Annotated in this window: 12 protein-coding genes and 2 pseudogenes; 8 read left to right on the forward strand and 6 right to left on the reverse strand. The window is 62.0% G+C overall.

Translation table 11 applies throughout. The features are described from left to right. Positions 1 to 84: 84 nt before the first annotated feature. Positions 85 to 309 (forward strand): hypothetical protein, encoded by a 225-nt coding sequence (locus CQ019_RS09495; RefSeq protein WP_141393532.1) that lies wholly within the window; start codon positions 85 to 87, stop codon positions 307 to 309. Here the strand turns inward: CQ019_RS09495 and CQ019_RS09500 are convergent. After that, positions 306 to 641: pseudogene (locus tag CQ019_RS09500) on the reverse strand (integrase core domain-containing protein); the annotation flags it as partial. The gene CQ019_RS09495 and the pseudogene CQ019_RS09500 sit on opposite strands and share 4 nt — an antisense overlap. Positions 642 to 656: 15 nt before the next feature. Between CQ019_RS09500 and CQ019_RS09505 the strand changes: the two are divergent. Further along, positions 657 to 983, forward strand: a pseudogene (locus CQ019_RS09505) (integrase core domain-containing protein); the annotation flags it as partial. A gap of 687 nt (positions 984 to 1,670) precedes the next feature. Here the strand turns inward: CQ019_RS09505 and CQ019_RS09515 are convergent. After that, on the reverse strand, positions 1,671 to 2,687 hold the full coding sequence (locus CQ019_RS09515) for a DUF2599 domain-containing protein (protein WP_096286323.1): 1,017 nt from the start codon (positions 2,685 to 2,687) through the stop codon (positions 1,671 to 1,673). Between the two features lie 399 nt (positions 2,688 to 3,086). Between CQ019_RS09515 and CQ019_RS18490 the strand changes: the two genes are divergently transcribed. Continuing rightward, positions 3,087 to 3,251: a hypothetical protein gene (locus tag CQ019_RS18490; protein ID WP_176484196.1), complete on the forward strand. Its 165-nt coding sequence runs from the start codon at positions 3,087 to 3,089 to the stop codon at positions 3,249 to 3,251. A 114-nt stretch (positions 3,252 to 3,365) separates the two neighbouring features. Here the strand turns inward: CQ019_RS18490 and CQ019_RS09520 are convergent, their stop codons facing one another. The 4 genes from CQ019_RS09520 to moaA all read right to left on the reverse strand — a co-directional run bounded on the left by CQ019_RS09520 (position 3,366) and on the right by moaA (position 10,012). After that, positions 3,366 to 4,874 carry an FAD-dependent oxidoreductase gene (locus CQ019_RS09520; RefSeq protein WP_258133886.1) on the reverse strand — a complete coding sequence of 503 codons (1,509 nt, stop codon included), beginning with the start codon at positions 4,872 to 4,874 and terminating at the stop codon, positions 3,366 to 3,368. After that, positions 4,871 to 7,021 (reverse strand): molybdopterin oxidoreductase family protein, encoded by a 2,151-nt coding sequence (locus CQ019_RS09525; protein WP_105569572.1) that lies wholly within the window; start codon positions 7,019 to 7,021, stop codon positions 4,871 to 4,873. The genes CQ019_RS09520 and CQ019_RS09525 overlap by 4 nt, the downstream gene beginning before the upstream one ends. Beyond that, on the reverse strand, positions 7,022 to 8,389 hold the full coding sequence (locus tag CQ019_RS09530) for an MFS transporter (protein ID WP_105569573.1): 1,368 nt from the start codon (positions 8,387 to 8,389) through the stop codon (positions 7,022 to 7,024). A 579-nt stretch (positions 8,390 to 8,968) separates the two neighbouring features. Then, positions 8,969 to 10,012, reverse strand: a complete 1,044-nt coding sequence (moaA, locus tag CQ019_RS09535) for a GTP 3',8-cyclase MoaA (RefSeq protein ID WP_258133885.1) — start codon at positions 10,010 to 10,012, stop codon at positions 8,969 to 8,971. Between the two features lie 622 nt (positions 10,013 to 10,634). Between moaA and CQ019_RS09540 the strand changes: the two genes are divergently transcribed. The 5 genes from CQ019_RS09540 (at position 10,635) to xdhC (ending at position 17,604) form a co-directional block, all read left to right on the forward strand. Beyond that, complete coding sequence (locus CQ019_RS09540; RefSeq protein ID WP_105569575.1) at positions 10,635 to 11,120, forward strand: nucleoside deaminase; 486 nt, start codon at positions 10,635 to 10,637, stop codon at positions 11,118 to 11,120. 11 nt (positions 11,121 to 11,131) lie between these two features. Then, entirely contained in the window at positions 11,132 to 12,646 is a 1,515-nt protein-coding gene (locus CQ019_RS09545; RefSeq protein ID WP_105569576.1) for an NCS2 family permease, read from the forward strand. 289 nt (positions 12,647 to 12,935) lie between these two features. Next, positions 12,936 to 14,441 carry a xanthine dehydrogenase small subunit gene (locus CQ019_RS09550; protein WP_105569577.1) on the forward strand — a complete coding sequence of 502 codons (1,506 nt, stop codon included), beginning with the start codon at positions 12,936 to 12,938 and terminating at the stop codon, positions 14,439 to 14,441. Further along, positions 14,438 to 16,792 (forward strand): xanthine dehydrogenase molybdopterin binding subunit, encoded by a 2,355-nt coding sequence (gene xdhB, locus CQ019_RS09555; protein ID WP_105569578.1) that lies wholly within the window; start codon positions 14,438 to 14,440, stop codon positions 16,790 to 16,792. The genes CQ019_RS09550 and xdhB overlap by 4 nt, the downstream gene beginning before the upstream one ends. Positions 16,793 to 16,794: 2 nt before the next feature. Further along, the gene (gene xdhC, locus CQ019_RS09560; protein WP_105569579.1) at positions 16,795 to 17,604 is read left to right on the forward strand and encodes a xanthine dehydrogenase accessory protein XdhC; all 810 of its coding nucleotides are present in this window, start codon (positions 16,795 to 16,797) and stop codon (positions 17,602 to 17,604) included. Positions 17,605 to 17,611 lie beyond the last annotated feature (7 nt).

The following is a 17,611-nucleotide window of genomic DNA, read 5'->3' on the forward strand; positions in this document are numbered from 1 at the left end:
CTAAGGAAGCGGACCTTCATGGTGAAACCACCGCGAAGGGAAAGCCTCACCACCTCGTGACCGCATCGAATGCAGGTGGAGCGAATGAGTGAAGATCTTGCCAAACTGGTTGACCGCGGTGACATCGTTGCGGCCGTTCGCGCAGCTCAAGGATTAACACCGGAGCGTGTTAGGCCGCTGCTATTCGGCGGCGGTTTCATGAAAGATTCGAAACCTTATGCTGAGTTCATTTCTCGTTGGTATCAGTCTTTGTCGAGTGCTAATCTCGCGCCGGAAATTTTCAAGTCAAGTGAGACCACTAAGTCTTAGGCCAACATCTTTTCTCCTTCTTCCTGCTTGATCGGTTCGTTAATCCAAGCCGCTTCAGGCAGCAACATTTTCTTCGGGAGCCGGTTCTTTCCAAACCGTTCAGGATGCTCCGCCCATGCCTTTTCCAACGCCGCTAGGCGTTGGTCATCCACGTGCCCAGTCATCCCGAAATGCACGTCGGCAGGAGTATGAAAACCCAATCCTGATTGGCGATGCTCAGTGTTATACGCATGAACAAACCGGCCCATAAAATCCCTGGCGTGCTCCAAGGAACCGAACCGCTCAGGAAATACCGGCATATACTTCAAAGTCTTAAACCACGACTCTGAGTATCCCGAATTCGGGATAACTCAGAGTCGCTTTTCAAGACCATGAAGTATGGGCCTACGTTCCCCGAACGGTTCGCATCGCTAGGGGGTGCAAGGGAGTTCAGGAACGAATTCGTTCAGTGGTACAACCATGCTCATCAGCATTCGGGTATTGGTCTGCATACGCCTGCAAACGTTCACTACGGGCTGGCTGACGCGGTGGCTGCGAAGCGTTCGCAGGCCCTGGCTGCGGCTCGTGCAAGGCATCCTGAACGGTTTAGTACCTCTAATGATCCGAGACTCCTCGCGCTGCCGGAAGCTGCATGGATCAACAACCCGCAGGACCGGCTAGCTCAGGCTGCTTGAGAGCTAATTAAACTCGTGTTGGTACCGTTTGACTTGAAAAATTCCGAGGCCGGTTTCTCGTGAAGGTTTGTGTGCGAACTTTCCATCTGAGATGTGATGGTTGTTGGCATCGATAACCGGCGTGATGGGCTCCTTGGTGACATTACGTGTTCGTTCTTGTGGTCTTCGGGTGCGGTCAGTGCGCTCGGCGGCGAAACATGAGCAACCCCAAATAATCAATACGACGACCGAGCCGCCGAACGTTTGCAGCCAAGTCCTCAGCGACCAGAAGCGATTAATATCCACATCAAGAATCAGCGATCCAAGCTAACCACCAGCGATGGCGTCGACAACACCCAGTACAAGGGTGTCAAGTAGCTCTCCGATCAGAAAGGCCAGTACCGATTCGGTACTGGCCTTCTTTCATCACTGCGGGTTAGAACTCGCGGCTCTGTTCTTTCGCTTAACCATCCACGCCATGGCTATGATGGCCGCACCAGCGAGAGCGAGCACTGGCGATCCCCAAAGCGCGAAGCTCTCAAAAGCAGTGTTTTCTCCACTGCCGCCAGCCTCTAGCCGTTGGATCTCGGCTGGGGTGAGAACTGCCATGTTATACCAAGTGAATAGAACGACCCCGATGATCAAAAGCAAGGAACCAATAATTAGGCCCCACACATTTCGCTGACTTTTACGCATGTTACTTACTTTCTATAAAGGGTTGCACAGAGCCCGAAGCATCCGTGCGTAGCTCACTTTCGGACGCCAAGTATCCAGATTCCAACTCTTTTTGAGCGGGTCCCTAAGACGAACCGCGTCAATATGGCAGTACAGCTGATCTCGCATCGACGCAGTTTCTTCACGAGTACCAGGGGTTTTCGAGTTCATCTCATAATAGAACGCCTTACGAATTGATCCGTACAAGGCAGGTCCGAACAAAAGCCAAACGTTGGCTCTGCCCCACTGCGTCGGGTAAACCTCCAAAGTGTAGCCCTTGTACTTCTTGTTATAGGCCGTCCAGGAAGTCTTTGCGATCAAAGCCTTGCCGACCCATGGATCAGCTACAACCGGGTAGACTACTGATTCATTCCGGTCGACGATTTGTGTGAACGAATGCCCATCAATTATGTACCGTGTGGAGATTTCGCGACCAGAAGCATCCCGGGCCCAGGGAGCAGCTACACCGCCGATGAATACGCCCTCATCGATCACGGCGATCGCACCGTCTTCTTGCAGCTCGAGCTTCGCCTGTATAGGTAGATCCAGCTTATAAGTGAACTCGTGTGGGCTTTCCTTAGCGCTCAGCACTGTGTTGATTCGCACTGAACTCGCTTCAATTGGCTCCACTACGACATCAACCCCGTCTCCGCCGAATACAGCCGTTCCTGAGTTGAGCGTCTTTCCGCGCTTCGACACACCGGCTTGCTGAGGTAGAGAGATGCCGATCGAAGATTCTGTACCTTCGGCACTGTCCGTCTGGATCTCGATGAGCTCATCTCGCATGAGAGGAATCGACAAAGAGTCACCTGAGGTGTCAGAACTCAGGGTGATTTCATCACGTAGTACTTGTGCATCTGTTTCCGGCGCAGGCAGCTCGTCAGGGGTGGCTGCTTTAACCGCTTTTGCAACTTGCTCGGAAGGGTTTTCTGCAGCGTACGCGACAGAGGGGAAAAGAAGTGCAGAAACTACTGCACCCGCAATTCCTGCAGTAACCAGTCGTTTTCCCATAATTTGCCTTATCTAGGGTGAGAAGCTGAAATTAACTGCGACCAATTTATCAAACAGAATTTTGATAATCAAAGAATCGTCCTAGCGCAACAGATTTGAGAACATAATTACGTCATAGGTAGTTGGAATTTACATCTTATGTAGTATTGGAGAGCCGGCAGCGTTCCGAGGAATAAAAACGATCGCTGACCTCACTATTGGGATGAGTCGCTTGTTCTTTAGGCATGCAGCAAAACTTATTAGGCATACGCCTGACTGTTCTGTCCTAAATTGGGCATGGCCGCGTCAGAAGAAGTTAATGACCTTGGCTAGCCGGGCGCAGAGGCCGGTGGTTGGTTCGCACAGGCATACCTCACTGAGATCGCCGATGTAGAGAATGCCGAATACATAGGTGCAGAAATGTCCACCGAATCTAAGCGGCAAGTCATTTGCTACCTTGCGCAGTCCATTGACAGTACGGACATTTCCACCTGGGCAACGAGTCCGGAAGAGCCGTTGGACAAGGGGCAATTGAATAACTGGCAGAAGATTGCTCGGAAACTTCGAGAAGTTTCCACGCTGTAGTGATGCGAGATCAAATTCGACTGACGGATTTCGCGAGGCCCACCCAAGCTCGTCGGCGAAGGCAAGGGATCTTTCAACCGCTCAGCCGGTATCCGGTTTCGGATCAGGCGGTCTTCACGCCGGAACTGGCGTCTTGAGCAGCGCTTCGATCACCGCGCGGCAGCCGCCGCAACCGGTGCCTGCCCGGCAGGACTCGCCCACTTCGGCCACCGTGGCGCACCCTGCCTCCACCGCATGGGCCACCTGGCCGTGGGTGGCTCCGGAGCAACGGCAGAGCTGGTCATCCGGTCCCGGTGCCCCCGCAGGTTCCAGCATTCCGGGATCATCAAGCCGCAGCAGCGTCGAACGGTCCGCGGGCAGCGTGCTGCCTCGTTCGTAGCTGAGCACCAGTTCCGCGCTGGTTCTCGGCAGGCCCATGGCGAGGAATCCGGTGAGCACTCCCGCTTGCGATACCATTTTCAGATATTTGCCCTCTGCCGGATCGGCGAAGACGGTGACCTGGCTGCCGGACTCGTCCCAAAGCCCGGCGGCGATGTCTCCGCCCGCGGTCAGCTCAAGGCCTTGGCCCTTGAGCATCAGGACATCCGAGGATTCCAGGGACGGAGGTGCGAGGCTGATCGGATCGTGCAGGCTTGGGTCGGCCGGTCCCGGAGCCGGGGTGCTGAGCATATATTGGGCCAACCAGCCTGCTTGAGCCCAGCCAGGGGCGAGCAGGCCCACCGGCGCTTGGCCGGCGACCTCGGCGCAGTCGCCGATGGCGAAGATGCGATGTTCGATGTCCGCGGCGAGATATTCGTTGGTCTTGATTCCGCGGTTGACCGCTAGCCCGCAGCTGGAGGCCAGCTCGGTGCGCGCACGCACTCCGGTGGACAGCACCAGGGCCGCTCCTTCGATGATGCCGTGGGTTTGCGTGACCAGTCCGGTGAATCCGGTTTCATCCTTCTGGATTCCGGTGGCGCGAGCCTCGGAAATCACCTCGACACCGGCGGCGCGCAGGCTGCGGATCAGCAATGTGCCGCCGTCGGCATCCACCACCCGTCCCAAGGGGGCCGGCCCGTGGTGGATCAGCACCGGCCGATGCCCGGCTTCGGCCATGGCCAGCGCCGCTTCGATGCCCAGGACTCCGCCGCCGAGCACCAGCACCCGGCCGTTGCCCTGCAAAACCTTGTTGAGGTTCATCGCGTCTTCCAGGGTGCGCAGTGCGAGCACACCGTGGGGGAGCTGGGCCTCGGAATGCGGGTCGAAGTTCAACCCGTTCAGCGCGGGGATCGTTGGCCGGGCGCCGGTGGCGAAGACCAGCCGGTCGTAGCTCAGCGGATCGGCGTCTTCGAGCAGAACCTGGCGGCGGGAGCGGTCGACGCGCTTCACGGTGCGGCCCAATTGCAGGACAACCCCGGCGTTGCGCAAGCGGGTTTCATCGACCATGCCCAGGTGCTCGGCGCGGGTGGCGCCGACGGCCAGCTCCGCGAGCAGCACGCGGTTGTAGGCCAGGTGCTTTTCGGATGACACCACGATCAGCTCTATGGTTCCGGCGGTCACTGCGGGCAGCAGTCCCTCAACGAGGGAGGCTGCCACCGGGCCAAACCCGATAATGACAATGCGTTCCTTGTTCTGCAAAATCAAGACTCTTCTCCTAAGGGGCATAGCGAGACGGGGACATGCTTGAACTCGGGCATGGCGCTGAGCGGATCGACGACCGCGGGAGTCAGGACGTTCGCGTTATTCTTGCCGGGAAAATGGAAGGGAAGGAATACGGTGTCCAGGCGAATCGTGGTGGTCAGCGTGGCGCGTGCGACCATGTTGCCTTGCCCGCTTCCCACCCGCACCCGCTGGCCGTCGGTGATGCCGTGGTTCAGCGCGGTGGCCGGATGGATTTCCAGTCTGGCCTCGGGCGCCGCCGCCTGCAGTTCGGCCACACGGCGGGTTTGCGCACCGGACTGGTAGTGTTCCAGCAACCGGCCGGTCACTAGTGATATTGCGCCGGGCTGGGAGTCCTGCGGCGCAGTGGCCGCTGGATAGACCGCGACGAGCTTCGCCTTGCCATCGGGATGGGCAAAACGTTCCACGAAGAGCCTCGGCGTACCCGAACGGACCCCCGGCTCTCGGGAAATTGTTGCTTCGGCGGGGCAGGGCCAATAGATGGCCGCTCCCGCATCGAGGTCGTCCCAGTCCACCCCCGAGTAGTCCGCCAGTCCTCCGGCTGAGGCGCGGCGAAGCTCCTCGAAGACCTCGCGGGCGTCGGTGGAGAAGTGGCCGGGGGAGTCCAGGCGCTTGGCGAGTTCGGCCATGATCCACAGTTCGTTGCGTGCCTGGCCCGGTGCGTCCAGAGCGGCACGGCGGCGCAGCACCCGCCCTTCCAAGTTGGTCATGGTTCCTTCCTCCTCGGCCCACTGCAGCACCGGGAGCACTAGGTGGGCCTCGGATGCCGTTTCGGAAAGGAAGAAATCGCAGACCACCAGGAAGTCCAGCCGGCGCAACCCCTCGATAACGCGCGAGGCATCCGGGGAGGAAACGGCCGGGTTGGAGCCATGAACCAAAAGCATGCGCGAGCCCTGCTCGGAACCCAAGGTGTGCAGCAGCTCGGCGGCGGGAATTCCGGGACCGGGAATGATCTCCGGGTCAACTCCCCAGACCTTGGCCACATGCCTGCGGTGTTCCGGGTCGGTGATCTTGCGGTAGCCGGGCAGTTGATCGCACTTTTGCCCGTGCTCGCGCCCGCCCTGTCCGTTGCCCTGTCCGGTGATGGTGCCGAAGCCCCCGGCGCTGCTGCCGGGCAGGCCCAGCAGCAACGCCAGATTGATGGCTGCGGTGGTCGTGTCGGTGCCGTTGGCATGTTGTTCCACCCCGCGGCCGGTGAGGATGTAGACCGGGCGGCCCTCGTTTTTTGCGCTGCTTGCGGCGTCGGCCAGCGCGCGAGCGGTGCGGCGGATCTCGGTGGCCGGAACGCCGGTAGCCTTCTCGACGCGTTCGGGCCACCACGCGGCCAGGGAGCTGCGCAGCTGCGCCAACCCGTTGGTCCGGTCTTCGAGGTACCGTTCGTCCGCCAGCGATTCGGCGAGCAGCACATGGGACAGGCCCAGCAACAGCTGCAGATCGGTGGCGGGGGTGGGCTGCAGATGCCATCCGGCCCCGTTGGCCGAGAGCTCGGCGGTGGTCGAGCGGCGCGGATCCACCACGATCAGCCCCCCGCTGCTCCGGGCACCCTCCAGATGGCGGACGAACGGCGGCATGGTGTCGGCCACGTTGGATCCGAGCAGCAGGATCATTCCCGCGCCGTCGAGGTCGGCCAGGGGGAACGGCAATCCCCGGTCCAGGCCGAAGCTGCGGTTGCCGGCCATGGCCGCCGAGGACATGCAGAACCTGCCGTTGTAGTCGATGCGCGAGGTACCCAGCGCCAGCCGGGCGAACTTGCCCAGCTGGTAGCCCTTCTCATTGGTCAACCCGCCGGCACCGAATACCGCCACCGCATCCGCGCCATGCTCGGCGCGGATGCTGCTGGCGCGTTCGGCAATCAAATCCAGTGCCGCTTCCCACCGGATGGGCGCAAAGGAGCCATCTGACTGGCGCAGCAGCGGCTCGGTCACCCGTTCGGGGTGGCCGAGCAACCGTGCGGCGCTGTAGCCCTTGCGGCACAGCGCCCCGCCGTTGGTTTCGAAGTTCCGTCCCTTGAGCGCCACCGGTTCGGCTGCCTGGGCGGTGGCGGCAGGTTCCAGGGTGATGCCGCATTGCAAGGCGCAGTAGGGGCAGTGCGTATCGGTGAGGGAGGTCATTTAGATTCCTTGCTGTGCAAAGATGCTGCCGCGGCGTACGTAGCAGAACCAGGTCACTGCCATCAGCAGCAGATACAGCCCGACGAAGACGCAGAATGCCGGGAGGTAGGATCCGGCTCGGGAGACCGAAAGCCCCAGGGCCTGCGGGACCAGGAATCCGCCGTAGGCGCCAATGGCCGAGATCAGGCCCAGGGCCGCCGCGGATTTGCGGGCCGCTCCGACGCTGTCCTTGCCGATATCCGCCCGCAAGGCGAAGACGGCCGGGATCATTCGGTAGGTCGAGCCATTGCCCACGCCGCTGGCGGTGAACAGTATCAGGAAGAGTCCCAGGAACACCCAGAAGTTCGAAGCCGACAAGGTGAGCACCAGCCCCACGGTGATCAGCGCCATCAGCGACAATGAAGCCAGCGTGATGCGCGCGCCGCCGAAACGGTCGGCGAGCTTGCCGCCGTAGGGGCGGGCCAGGGAACCGACCAGCGGGCCGAGGAAAGCCAGAGTAATCGTGGCGGTGCCCAGCGCGAAGCCGGAATATTCGGTGAACGTATCGGCGATCAGCTTCGGGAATACCGCGGAGAAGCCAATGAACGAACCAAAGGTGCCGATATACAGGGACGAGATGATCCACAGATGCGGTTCGCGCAGGCAGGCCAGGGCTCCGCGCAGATCCGAGCGCGCATTGGACAGGTTATGCATATTGCGCAGGGCGCCGAAGGCGGCGAGCAGGATGAACGGGATCCAGACGATGCCGGCCATCGGCAGCTGCAGGGAGCCTGCAGCGAATACGGTGATGGCGACCGGCACCAGCAGCTGGGCTACTGCCGCCCCGAGGTTGCCGCCGGCGGCGTTCAGGCCCAAGGCCCAGCCCTTTTGCGCCGCAGGGTAGAAGTAGGTGATGTTGGCCATCGAGGAAGCGAAGTTGCCGCCGCCGAACCCCGCAAGGCCTGCCAGCGAAAGCATGACCCAGAACGGGGTGTCGGTATTTGCGACGGCAAGAGCCAGGCCGCCGGCCGGGATCAGCAGCAGCAAGGCCGAGACGACGGTCCAGTTGCGTCCGCCGAAACGGGCCACCATGAACGTATAGGGAATGCGCAGGGTGGCACCGACGAGGCTTGGCATGGAGATCAGCCAGAAGAGCTGGGAGGTGCTGTATTCAAAACCGGCCGCCGGCAGGTATACCGCGACGATGGCGAATAGCTGCCACACCACGAAGCCGAGGAATTCGGCGAAGATCGACCAGCGCAGGTTGATTGCCGCGGTTTTCTGGCCCACGCTATTCCAGAATGCAGGGTCTTCGGCGTCCCAGTTGTTGATCCAGCGTCCCTTGGACAACTGAAGCGACGCGTCGACTGTAGCGACACCGCGACCCATCTGGGGCTCTGACTCTAAATTGATACTCACGCGAATCGTTCCCTCTCGCTGCTAGCTGGTGCTTTCAGCTTTCCAGAGGGGCATTTCACTCAGGTACGGTCGGTGTTGCACCGAAGGGAACTTAAATTCACGGCGCTTGCCGCCGCCGCGGTAGATCCTCGTAATCTGTTCGAAATCAGCGGTATTTTCCCTAGTGGCAGACCCTAGTCGTGGCACCCGATGCGGCTTGCAGCGCAATGGCTGTCAGGGAAAGAAGATGGCGCTCGCCGATCCATCCATGGTTTCCGGGCCTCTGCCCGTTTATGCCGGGAGCGCTAGGAGCAGCCAGGCGCCGCGGCTTGAATCGGCCGGCTAAGCCCCTGATCGGGGGCCTATCTTCTTCGCTCGGGATTTCAGCGATATTTCTTCAAGAAATCCCGACCACCGAATCCGGGCGCGGAATAGAAACCCGAGCCCACGGAAACAAGCCGGGCAAAGTGCAGAAGGCTCGGCATTAATTGGCTGCCTGGGCCCAGAGCACGTTGCATCGACCGATATAAGCCGCAGGCGGGGGTGAGGGCCCAGCTAACAAGTAGCGAGCTACCCGCCGATATACGACATCTCGATGCGTTTGCGGTCCCCAGGCTCCAAGGCCGCGCGCAGCTCCGAATAGTTGTCATCGCGTTTGCTCCACAGCCCGCCGAGCGCCAAGGAGATGTCCCGGTCGGTGGCTTCGGAGCGCAGCAAGGCGCGCAGGTCCGTGCCTTCGGAGGCGAAGAGGCAGGTGTACAGCCGGCCTTCGGCCGAGACCCTGGCCCGCGTGCAATCGCCGCAAAAGGCGCCGGTGACCGAGGAAATGACGCCGATTTCACCCGACCCGTCGGCGTACTTCCAGCGTTTGGCGGTCTCTCCCATTTGCGTTGGCGCGGCGGGTTCGAGCCGGTGCCGGGCGGAGATCCGCTCGATCACCTCGGCGGAGGGCACAACCTCTTCCAGCTGCCACTGGTTGGAGGCCCCGACGTCCATGTATTCAATGAATCGCAGCACATGCCCGGTGCCGCGGAAGTGCTCGGCGAGGTCGAGGATTTCGTCGTCGTTGACTCCGCGCTTGAGCACGGTATTGATCTTCACCGGGCCGAGGCCGGCTAGTGCCGCCGCGTCGATGGCGGCAAGAACCTTGTCGACCGGGAACTTGACGTCGTTGATGGCTTGAAAGCGCTCGTTGTCCAGCGAGTCGAGGGATACCGTCACACGGTTCAGTCCGGCCTCTTTGAGCGCGGCCGCCTTGATGGCCAAGGCCGACCCGTTGGTGGTCATCGCGAGATCTACCGGTTTTCCTTCTGGCGTGCGCAGCGCCGCCAGCCGGGAAATCAGGTCCTCGATTCCGCGCCGCAGCAGCGGCTCGCCGCCGGTGAGGCGAAGTTTGCTGACGCCGAGGGACACCGCGATACCCGCAAGCCGCTCAATTTCTTCGAAGCTCAGCAGTTCCGAGCGTTCGCGGAACTGGAAATCCTTGCCGAAGACTTCCTTGGGCATGCAGTAAACGCAACGGAAATTGCACCGGTCGGTCACCGAGATCCGCAGGTCTCGCAATGCTCGGCCGCGCGCGTCTGCCACTTTGATGGGGTCTACGTTCAGAGCCACGGTGCACCTCCTGAAAAAGTACTGATTGGGTGACTTCAAGCTATTGACATGGGAAGACTGCATCCGCGCAATGTGCGAAGCTACCGAGGTGGTAGGTCAACATTGAATTCTTGAGGCCTGGCCGCCGATGGTCCGCGGCGAAAATTCGATGTCGCCAAAGGGCCGCCGGCAAGAGACAAGTGATTCGAAGTCGAGAATACCTTGGATCGTGTTGACCCGCATCACTTCGACCCACTTTGACCTCGGAAGTCGGCCGGCAGCGCAGCTGCCGCATTTGCTTCGTGGATCGGACCGCCTGCGCTGGCGGGCCGAGGCGCAAGGTTTTTGTCGATTTTTTTGCTTCCTCCAGCTTCCGCCGCTGCTGGTCATCGGCACTTGTCGGTGCCGAAACGGGGTGGAATCCGGGCGGGCAAAATGTTCATGATGCGAAAAAGCTATTTCAAAAAAGTGTTGCGCAGGTCACATTCCGTTGATAATCTCGTAGCTGTCTATGGCGGGCACCCATCTCTGGGTCGCTATCTACCGGGCGTGCAACTGATCTATTTCAGCAGATGAGTACGGTCGGCGCCCGAGATAAACGGGACCGTTCGGCTGGCTTGTCCGAAGCATGAGGAGCCACGCGATGAGCGTTACTACCACTGGCCAAGACTATCTTTCGATGGCCATCGATATTGCCACCACCAATGTCCGCAACAACGGAGGTCCTTTCGGAGCCGTTGTTGTCTCTGCCTCGGGGCGGATCTTCGAGGGAGTCAACCGCGTCACCGCGAACAACGACCCCTCCGCCCATGCCGAGGTGGTGGCCATCCGCAACGCGGCCGCCGCGCTGGGCACCTTCGACCTAAGTGGATGCGTGCTCTACAGCAGCTGCGAGCCGTGCCCGATGTGCCTGGCCACCTCGCTGTGGGCGCGCATCGACAAGGTCTACTTCGCCGCCAACCGGCACGACGCCACCGACGCTGGCTTTGATGATGCGGTGTTCTACGAATACTTTGAACCCAATTCCAGCCGCGCGCTGATGCCGGTGGATTGTTTCCAGAGCGCCAGCAAGGAGCATTTGAAGCCTTTCCAAGAATGGGACTCGCTAGAGACCCGGACGGACTATTAGGGGACCGGGCCATGACTATGACAAGTCGCCCGCAAGCCGAACCGAAGAAAACGGGCAATGCAGCCAAGCCGGGTAGTCTGCAAGCGCGCCCCGGCGGTCCACGCAATCTGCTTGATGCGTACTTCCGGATCAGCGAACGTGGTTCCACGCTCGCGCGGGAATTTCGCGGTGGAATCGTCACGTTCTTCACGATGGCCTACATCGTCATTCTCAATCCCTTGATCCTCGGCGGATTCAGCGCCGACGCCGCACCGGTGGATGTCGCCGGAACCTGGCTGCCGGCAGCGCAGGTCGGGGCCATGACCGGGCTGACCGCCGGGGTCATGACCATCATGTTCGGGGTGATCGCCAACCTGCCCTTTGGGCTGGCCGCCGGCTTGGGCATTAACTCCTTCCTTGCGGTCTCGGTCATCCAGGAGGTCACCTGGGCCGAAGCCATGGGGCTGGTGGTGATCAACGGCGTGCTGATTGTGGTCTTCGGAATGACGGGCATTCGAACCGCCATCTTCCGCGCGATCCCGAAGGACCTGAAGGCCGCGATTACGGTGGGCATTGGCCTGTTCATTACCTTCATCGGGTTCGTGGACTCCGGCTTTGTCACCCGCACACCCGCAGGTCCTCCGGTCCAGCTGGGAGATGGCGGATCGATCGTGTCGATCCCGACGATGATCTTTGTGATTGGGCTGCTGATCATGGGCGCGCTGGTAGCCCGTGGAGTGCAAGGCGCGATCCTGATCGGCATCGTGGTCTCCACCGTGCTGGCCGTCGCCGCGGAGCTGGTTTTCAAGATCGGTGCGGGCAGCGCGGATAACCCGCACGGCTGGCATCTGAACATCCCGGTGCTCCAGGGGCAGGTGGTCGCGCTGCCGGACATGTCGCTGGCCGGCGACTTCGATCTCTTCGGTTCCTTCTCCCGCATCGGTGCGCTCGCGGCGACGATGCTGGTCTTCACCCTGGTGTTCACGAATTTCTTTGACGCCATGGGAACCATGACCGGGCTGGCCAAAAATGCGGGCCTTGCGAAAAAGGACGGCACCTTCCCGAGGCTCAAGGCCGCATTTGTGGTGGAAGGCCTGGGTGCGGTCGCCGGCGGCATGGGGTCCTCATCCTCGAATACCGTGTATGTGGATTCGGCCGCCGGCATCGGGGAAGGGGCGCGCACCGGCTTGGCCTCCGTGGTCACCGGGGCGTTGTTCCTGGGGTCGATGTTCTTCACGCCGCTGACCTCGGTGGTGCCCATCGAGGTGGCCGCCGCGGCGCTGGTGCTGGTCGGCACCATGATGTGCGCGCAGATCCGCGAGATCAATTTCAAGCGATTCTCCTCGGCCCTGCCCGCCTTCCTGACGCTGATCACCATGCCGCTGACCTACTCCATCGCCAATGGCATCGGGGCCGGGTTCATCGCATGGGTCGTGGTGAATACCGCGGCCGGCCGCTACAAGAAGATTCACCCGTTGATGTGGGTGGTTGCCGCCGGGTTCTTGGTCTACTTCGCCCGCGGGCCGATCACCACCCTGCTTGGCTGAGCAGGTGATGAATAAAAGTTGACATTAGTTGCTGTGATGCACTTCACTTAGAATGAATGAACTTGATTTTCCATGATCCGAAATTTGGAGGCTAATCATGGCTGGTTGTGTTGCCTGGTCCAAGGGCCAGATCGCGCACGGAGACTAATCGTCGCCGCGCGCGGAGGGCTGCCCTCCGCGCGCAGCTCATCGAGTGTTTCCCCGGGGCTGGGCCCCGGCGGAAACTAGTCAACCATCCAAAATCATTCATAGTGCGCCTGAGCTCTCAGGTGCAGGAGGTGTCAGCGGCATGACCGCCGAGACAACGGAAAAATCGAGCTGCCAAATAACCGTCAACGGAACCATCCGTGAATTCGATGGCCCGCCGCATACCAACGCGCTGGATTTCCTGCGTAGCGAAGGGCTCATCGGGTGCAAGGAGGGATGCGCGGAGGGCGAATGCGGCGCCTGCTCGATCCTCGTGGCCCGCAGCGACAGGCAGGGGACCCGCTGGACGGCGTTGAATGCCTGCCTGCTGCCGGCCGCATCGCTCGACGGGCAGGAAGTCATCACTTCCGAAGGCCTGGGCAGCGTGGAAAACCTGCATCCGGTGCAGGAGGAGATGGCCAATCGCGGCGGATCCCAGTGCGGTTATTGCACCCCCGGATTCGTCTGCTCCATGGCCGCCGAATACTACCGCCCGGAGCGAATCGCCAATACCGCAGTCATCGCGGAGCACGGCGAGGAGCACCGGTGCGGACCCAATGGATTCGATCTGCATTCGCTCTCTGGCAACTTGTGCCGCTGCACCGGGTATCGACCCATTCGTGACGCGGCCTATGCCCTGGGTGCACCGGATGCACAAGATGAGCTTGCCACCCGGCGAGGGCAAGCCGCACCGGCGGCGGTGTCCACCGATATCACGCGGGTGGACACCCCCACCGGAAGCACCGGTCGCTTCCGGCGCCCGGCCAGCCTGGACGCGGCCTTTGGCATCCTGGCCGAGGAACCCGAAACCCTGCTCGTGGCCGGCGGCACCGACTGGGGTGTCGAGGTCAATATCAAAGGTGCGCGGGCCCGCTCGGTGCTGGCCATCGACCGGCTTGCCGAGTTGCGCCAAATTCACTTCGGCGAAGACTATATCGAACTCGGCGCCGCCTGCACGCTGAGCGAACTCGAACGTCTTCTGGCCGGCAAGATCCCGTTGCTCGGCCAGCTCTTCCCGCAGTTCGCCTCCCGGCTCATCCGAAATGGCGCCACCCTCGGCGGCAATTTGGGCACCGGTTCGCCGATCGGGGATACCCCGCCGGCGCTGCTGGCGCTGGAAGCGGACCTCGTGCTGGGCAGCGCCTCGGGTAGCCGCATCGTGCCCTTGGCGCAGTACTTCACCGGGTACCGGCAGACGGTGCGGGCCGCCGGGGAACTGATCACCGCGATCCGCATCCCGCTGCCGCTGGCGGTCCTGACCAGCTTCCAGAAGATCTCCAAACGACGCTTTGACGATATCTCTTCGGTGGCCATCGGCTATGCGGTGAGCGTGGAAAACAACTACATCACCAAGGCCCGCATCGGCTTGGGCGGAGTGGCGGCCACTCCGCTGCGAGCTACCGCCACCGAAGCCGCCTTGGAAGGCAAAGAGTGGTGCTTGGCGACTATCCATGCGGCTGCCGAGCAGATGGCGCAGGAGGGCACCCCCATGGATGACCACCGGGCCAGCTCAAGCTATCGAAAGGCGATGCTGAAGTCCTCGCTGGAGCGTTTTTTCGCCGAACAGCTCGCCCGCACCAACGCAGCAAAGGGGGAGCAGATCTCATGAGCCAGCTTTCACAACGCCCGGAATCGCCCGTAGTCGGCCAGCGCCAGCGCCACGAATCCGCGGCCGAACACGTCACCGGCACCGCGCGCTACACCGATGATCTGGCGCAACGGCTCACCGGGGTACTCCACGCCTACCCGGTGCAGTCCACCGAAGCCCACGCGAAGATCCTGGGCCTCGATACCAGCGGCGCCAGCGCAATTCCCGGGGTGGTGCGGGTGATTACCGCCGCCGATATCCCGGGGGTCAACGACCAGGGCGCCAAACGCGACGAACCCATGATTCCGGTCGACGAGGTGATGTTCTACGGCCAACCGGTGGCCTGGGTGCTCGGCGAAGATCTCGAAGCCGCCAAGGCCGGGGCGGGGGCGGTCAAGGTGGACTACGAGCCGCGTGCCTCGCTGATCACCATCAAGGAGGCCATTGCCGCCCAGAGCTTCCACGGGATCAAGCCCACCATCGACAAGGGGGATATTTCCGGGGCCTTCGCCGACGCGGCACATGTCTTTGAAGGGGACTTCGAATTCTCCGGCCAGGAGCATTTTTATCTTGAGACGCAGAACTCGCTCGCCCTGGTTGACGAGTCCGGCCAGATATTGATTCATTGCTCCACCCAGCACCCCACCGAAACCCAAGATATCGTCTCCCATGTGCTCGGCATCCCGGCCCATGAGGTGACGGTGCAGGTATTGCGGATGGGCGGCGGGTTCGGCGGCAAGGAAATGCAGCCGCACGGCTACGCGGCGCTCGCCGCGCTGGGCGCGGTGCTCACCGGGCGTCCGGTGCGGGTTCGCTTGAACCGCACCCTGGACATGACCATGACCGGCAAGCGCCACGGGTTCTACGCGACCTGGAAGATCGGCTTCGACGCGCAGGGCAAGATCCTGGCCTTGGATGCCGGCCTCACCGCGGACGGCGGATGGAGCCTGGATCTGTCCGAACCGGTGCTTACCCGTGCGATGTGCCATATCGACAACGGCTACTGGGTCCCGAATATCCGGGTGCGCGGACGGATTGCCAAATGCCATAAGACCTCACAGACCGCATTCCGCGGCTTTGGCGGGCCGCAGGGCATGCTGGTGATGGAGGACATCCTGGGCCGGGTCGCCCCCAAGCTGGGGATCGCTGCCCGCGAGCTGCGCCGGCGCAACTTCTACGCGCAGGGTCAGGACACCCCGTACTACCAGCCGGTGCGCCATCCCGAACGGCTCGACGCGGCCTGGCAGCAGGTCCTGGAATCCGCCCAGATCACCCAGCGCGAGGCGCAAATCAGCGAATTCAACGCGCGCAATGAGAACACCAAACGCGCCCTGGCACTCACCCCGGTGAAGTTCGGGATCTCCTTCAACCTCACCGCCTTCAACCAGGGCGGCGCCCTGGTGCTGGTCTACAAGGACGGCTCGGTGCTGGTGAACCACGGCGGCACCGAGATGGGCCAAGGCCTGCATACCAAGATGCTGCAGGTCGCGGCCACCACCTTGGGAGTGCCGCTGTCCGCGGTGCGCATCGCGCCAACTCGCACAGACAAGGTGCCCAATACCTCGGCCACCGCCGCCAGCTCCGGCAGCGATATCAATGGCGGCGCCGTGAAGGACGCTTGCGAGCAGATCCAGGCCAGGCTGGCGCAGGTCGCCGCCGGCAAGCTTGGCGTTCCGGCGCATGAGGTGCGTTTCGGCAACGGAAAGATCACCGCCCTGGGCAAGAGCCAGGAGCTGAGCTGGGAAGAAATTGTGCGGGACGCCTACTTCCAGCGCATCCAGCTCTCGGCAGCCGGGTTCTACCGGACCGAGGGTCTGCACTGGGATTTGAGCCAGATGTCTGGCACCCCGTTTAAGTACTTCGCCTACGGGGTAGCCGCCAGCGAGGTGGAGGTCAGCCGCTTTGACGGGTCCTACACTCTGGCCCGAGTGGACATCGTGCATGACGTGGGCGACTCGCTCTCGCCGCTGGTGGATCTGGGGCAAATTGAAGGCGGTTTCGTGCAGGGCGCCGGGTGGCTGACCCTTGAAGACCTGCGCTGGGATACCTCGGATGGTCCGGGGCGTGGACGAGTGGCCACCCAGGCCGCGAGCACCTACAAGATCCCCAGCTTTTCCGAGATGCCCGAGGTCTTCAACGTTTCGCTGCTGGACAAGGCCCATGAGGAAGGAGCGGTGTACGGTTCCAAGGCGGTCGGCGAACCGCCGCTGATGCTGGCCTTCTCGGTGCGCGAGGCGCTGCGGCAGGCGGTGGCCGAATTCGGTCCGGCCGGCTGCTCGGTTCAGCTGGCCTCTCCGGCCACTCCGGAGGCGGTGTTCTGGGCCATTGAATCCGTGCGCGAGCCGAGCCTGATCGAGGAAAAGGTGCGCTAGCCATGCTGTCCTGGATCGAAGCGGTGACGGCACTGCGCAATGAGCGGCGCACGGCGGTGCTGGTCACCGTCACCGCCGTGCGCGGCCATGCCCCGCGTGAAGCCGGCGCGAAGATGGTGATCGCAAAGGACGAAATCTTCGGCACCATCGGCGGCGGCAATCTGGAGATGGCGGCCATGGAACGGGCCCGCGAGATGCTCGCGCAGGGCGAAAGCCAGCCGCAGGGTATGAGCCTGCGGCTGAACGACAAAGCCCCGGCAAAATACGGGCGCCAATGCTGCGGGGGAGAGGTGAGCCTGCTGCTGGAGCCTTTACCGGTGCCGGCCACCGTGGCGATCTTCGGGATCGGCAACGTGGGAATGGAACTTGCCCGCATCCTCTCCCGGCATGAGCTGGAATTGCATTTAACCGACTCGCGTCCCGAGTTCCTCCAGTCGCTGGCGGCTATGGAACCCGGCGTGGCCCGTGTGCATGCGCAGGTGGCGGTGCTGGGCGAACAGGTATTGAGCTGCCTTCCGGAGGGGGCCCATGTGCTGATCATGACCCACGACCATGCCGAGGATTTCCATTTGTGCGATGCGGCCTTGCGGCATCCGGGGCTCGGATCGATCGGGCTGATCGGTTCGAAGGCCAAATGGGCCCGCTTCCAGAAGAACCTGGCCGCCAGCGGTCACGGCGAGGCGAAAATCCAGCAGATCCAATGCCCCATCGGCTTGGCCGAGGTCTCGGGCAAGCAGCCGGCGGTTATCGCAGTCAGCGTGGCCGCCGCGCTGCTGGCCAGGATCAGTTCCGCCAGCAAGGTGCATGCCTGAGATCATG

The sequence above is a fragment of the Arthrobacter sp. MYb229 genome (genome assembly GCF_002975405.1).
Lineage (GTDB): Bacteria > Actinomycetota > Actinomycetes > Actinomycetales > Micrococcaceae > Glutamicibacter.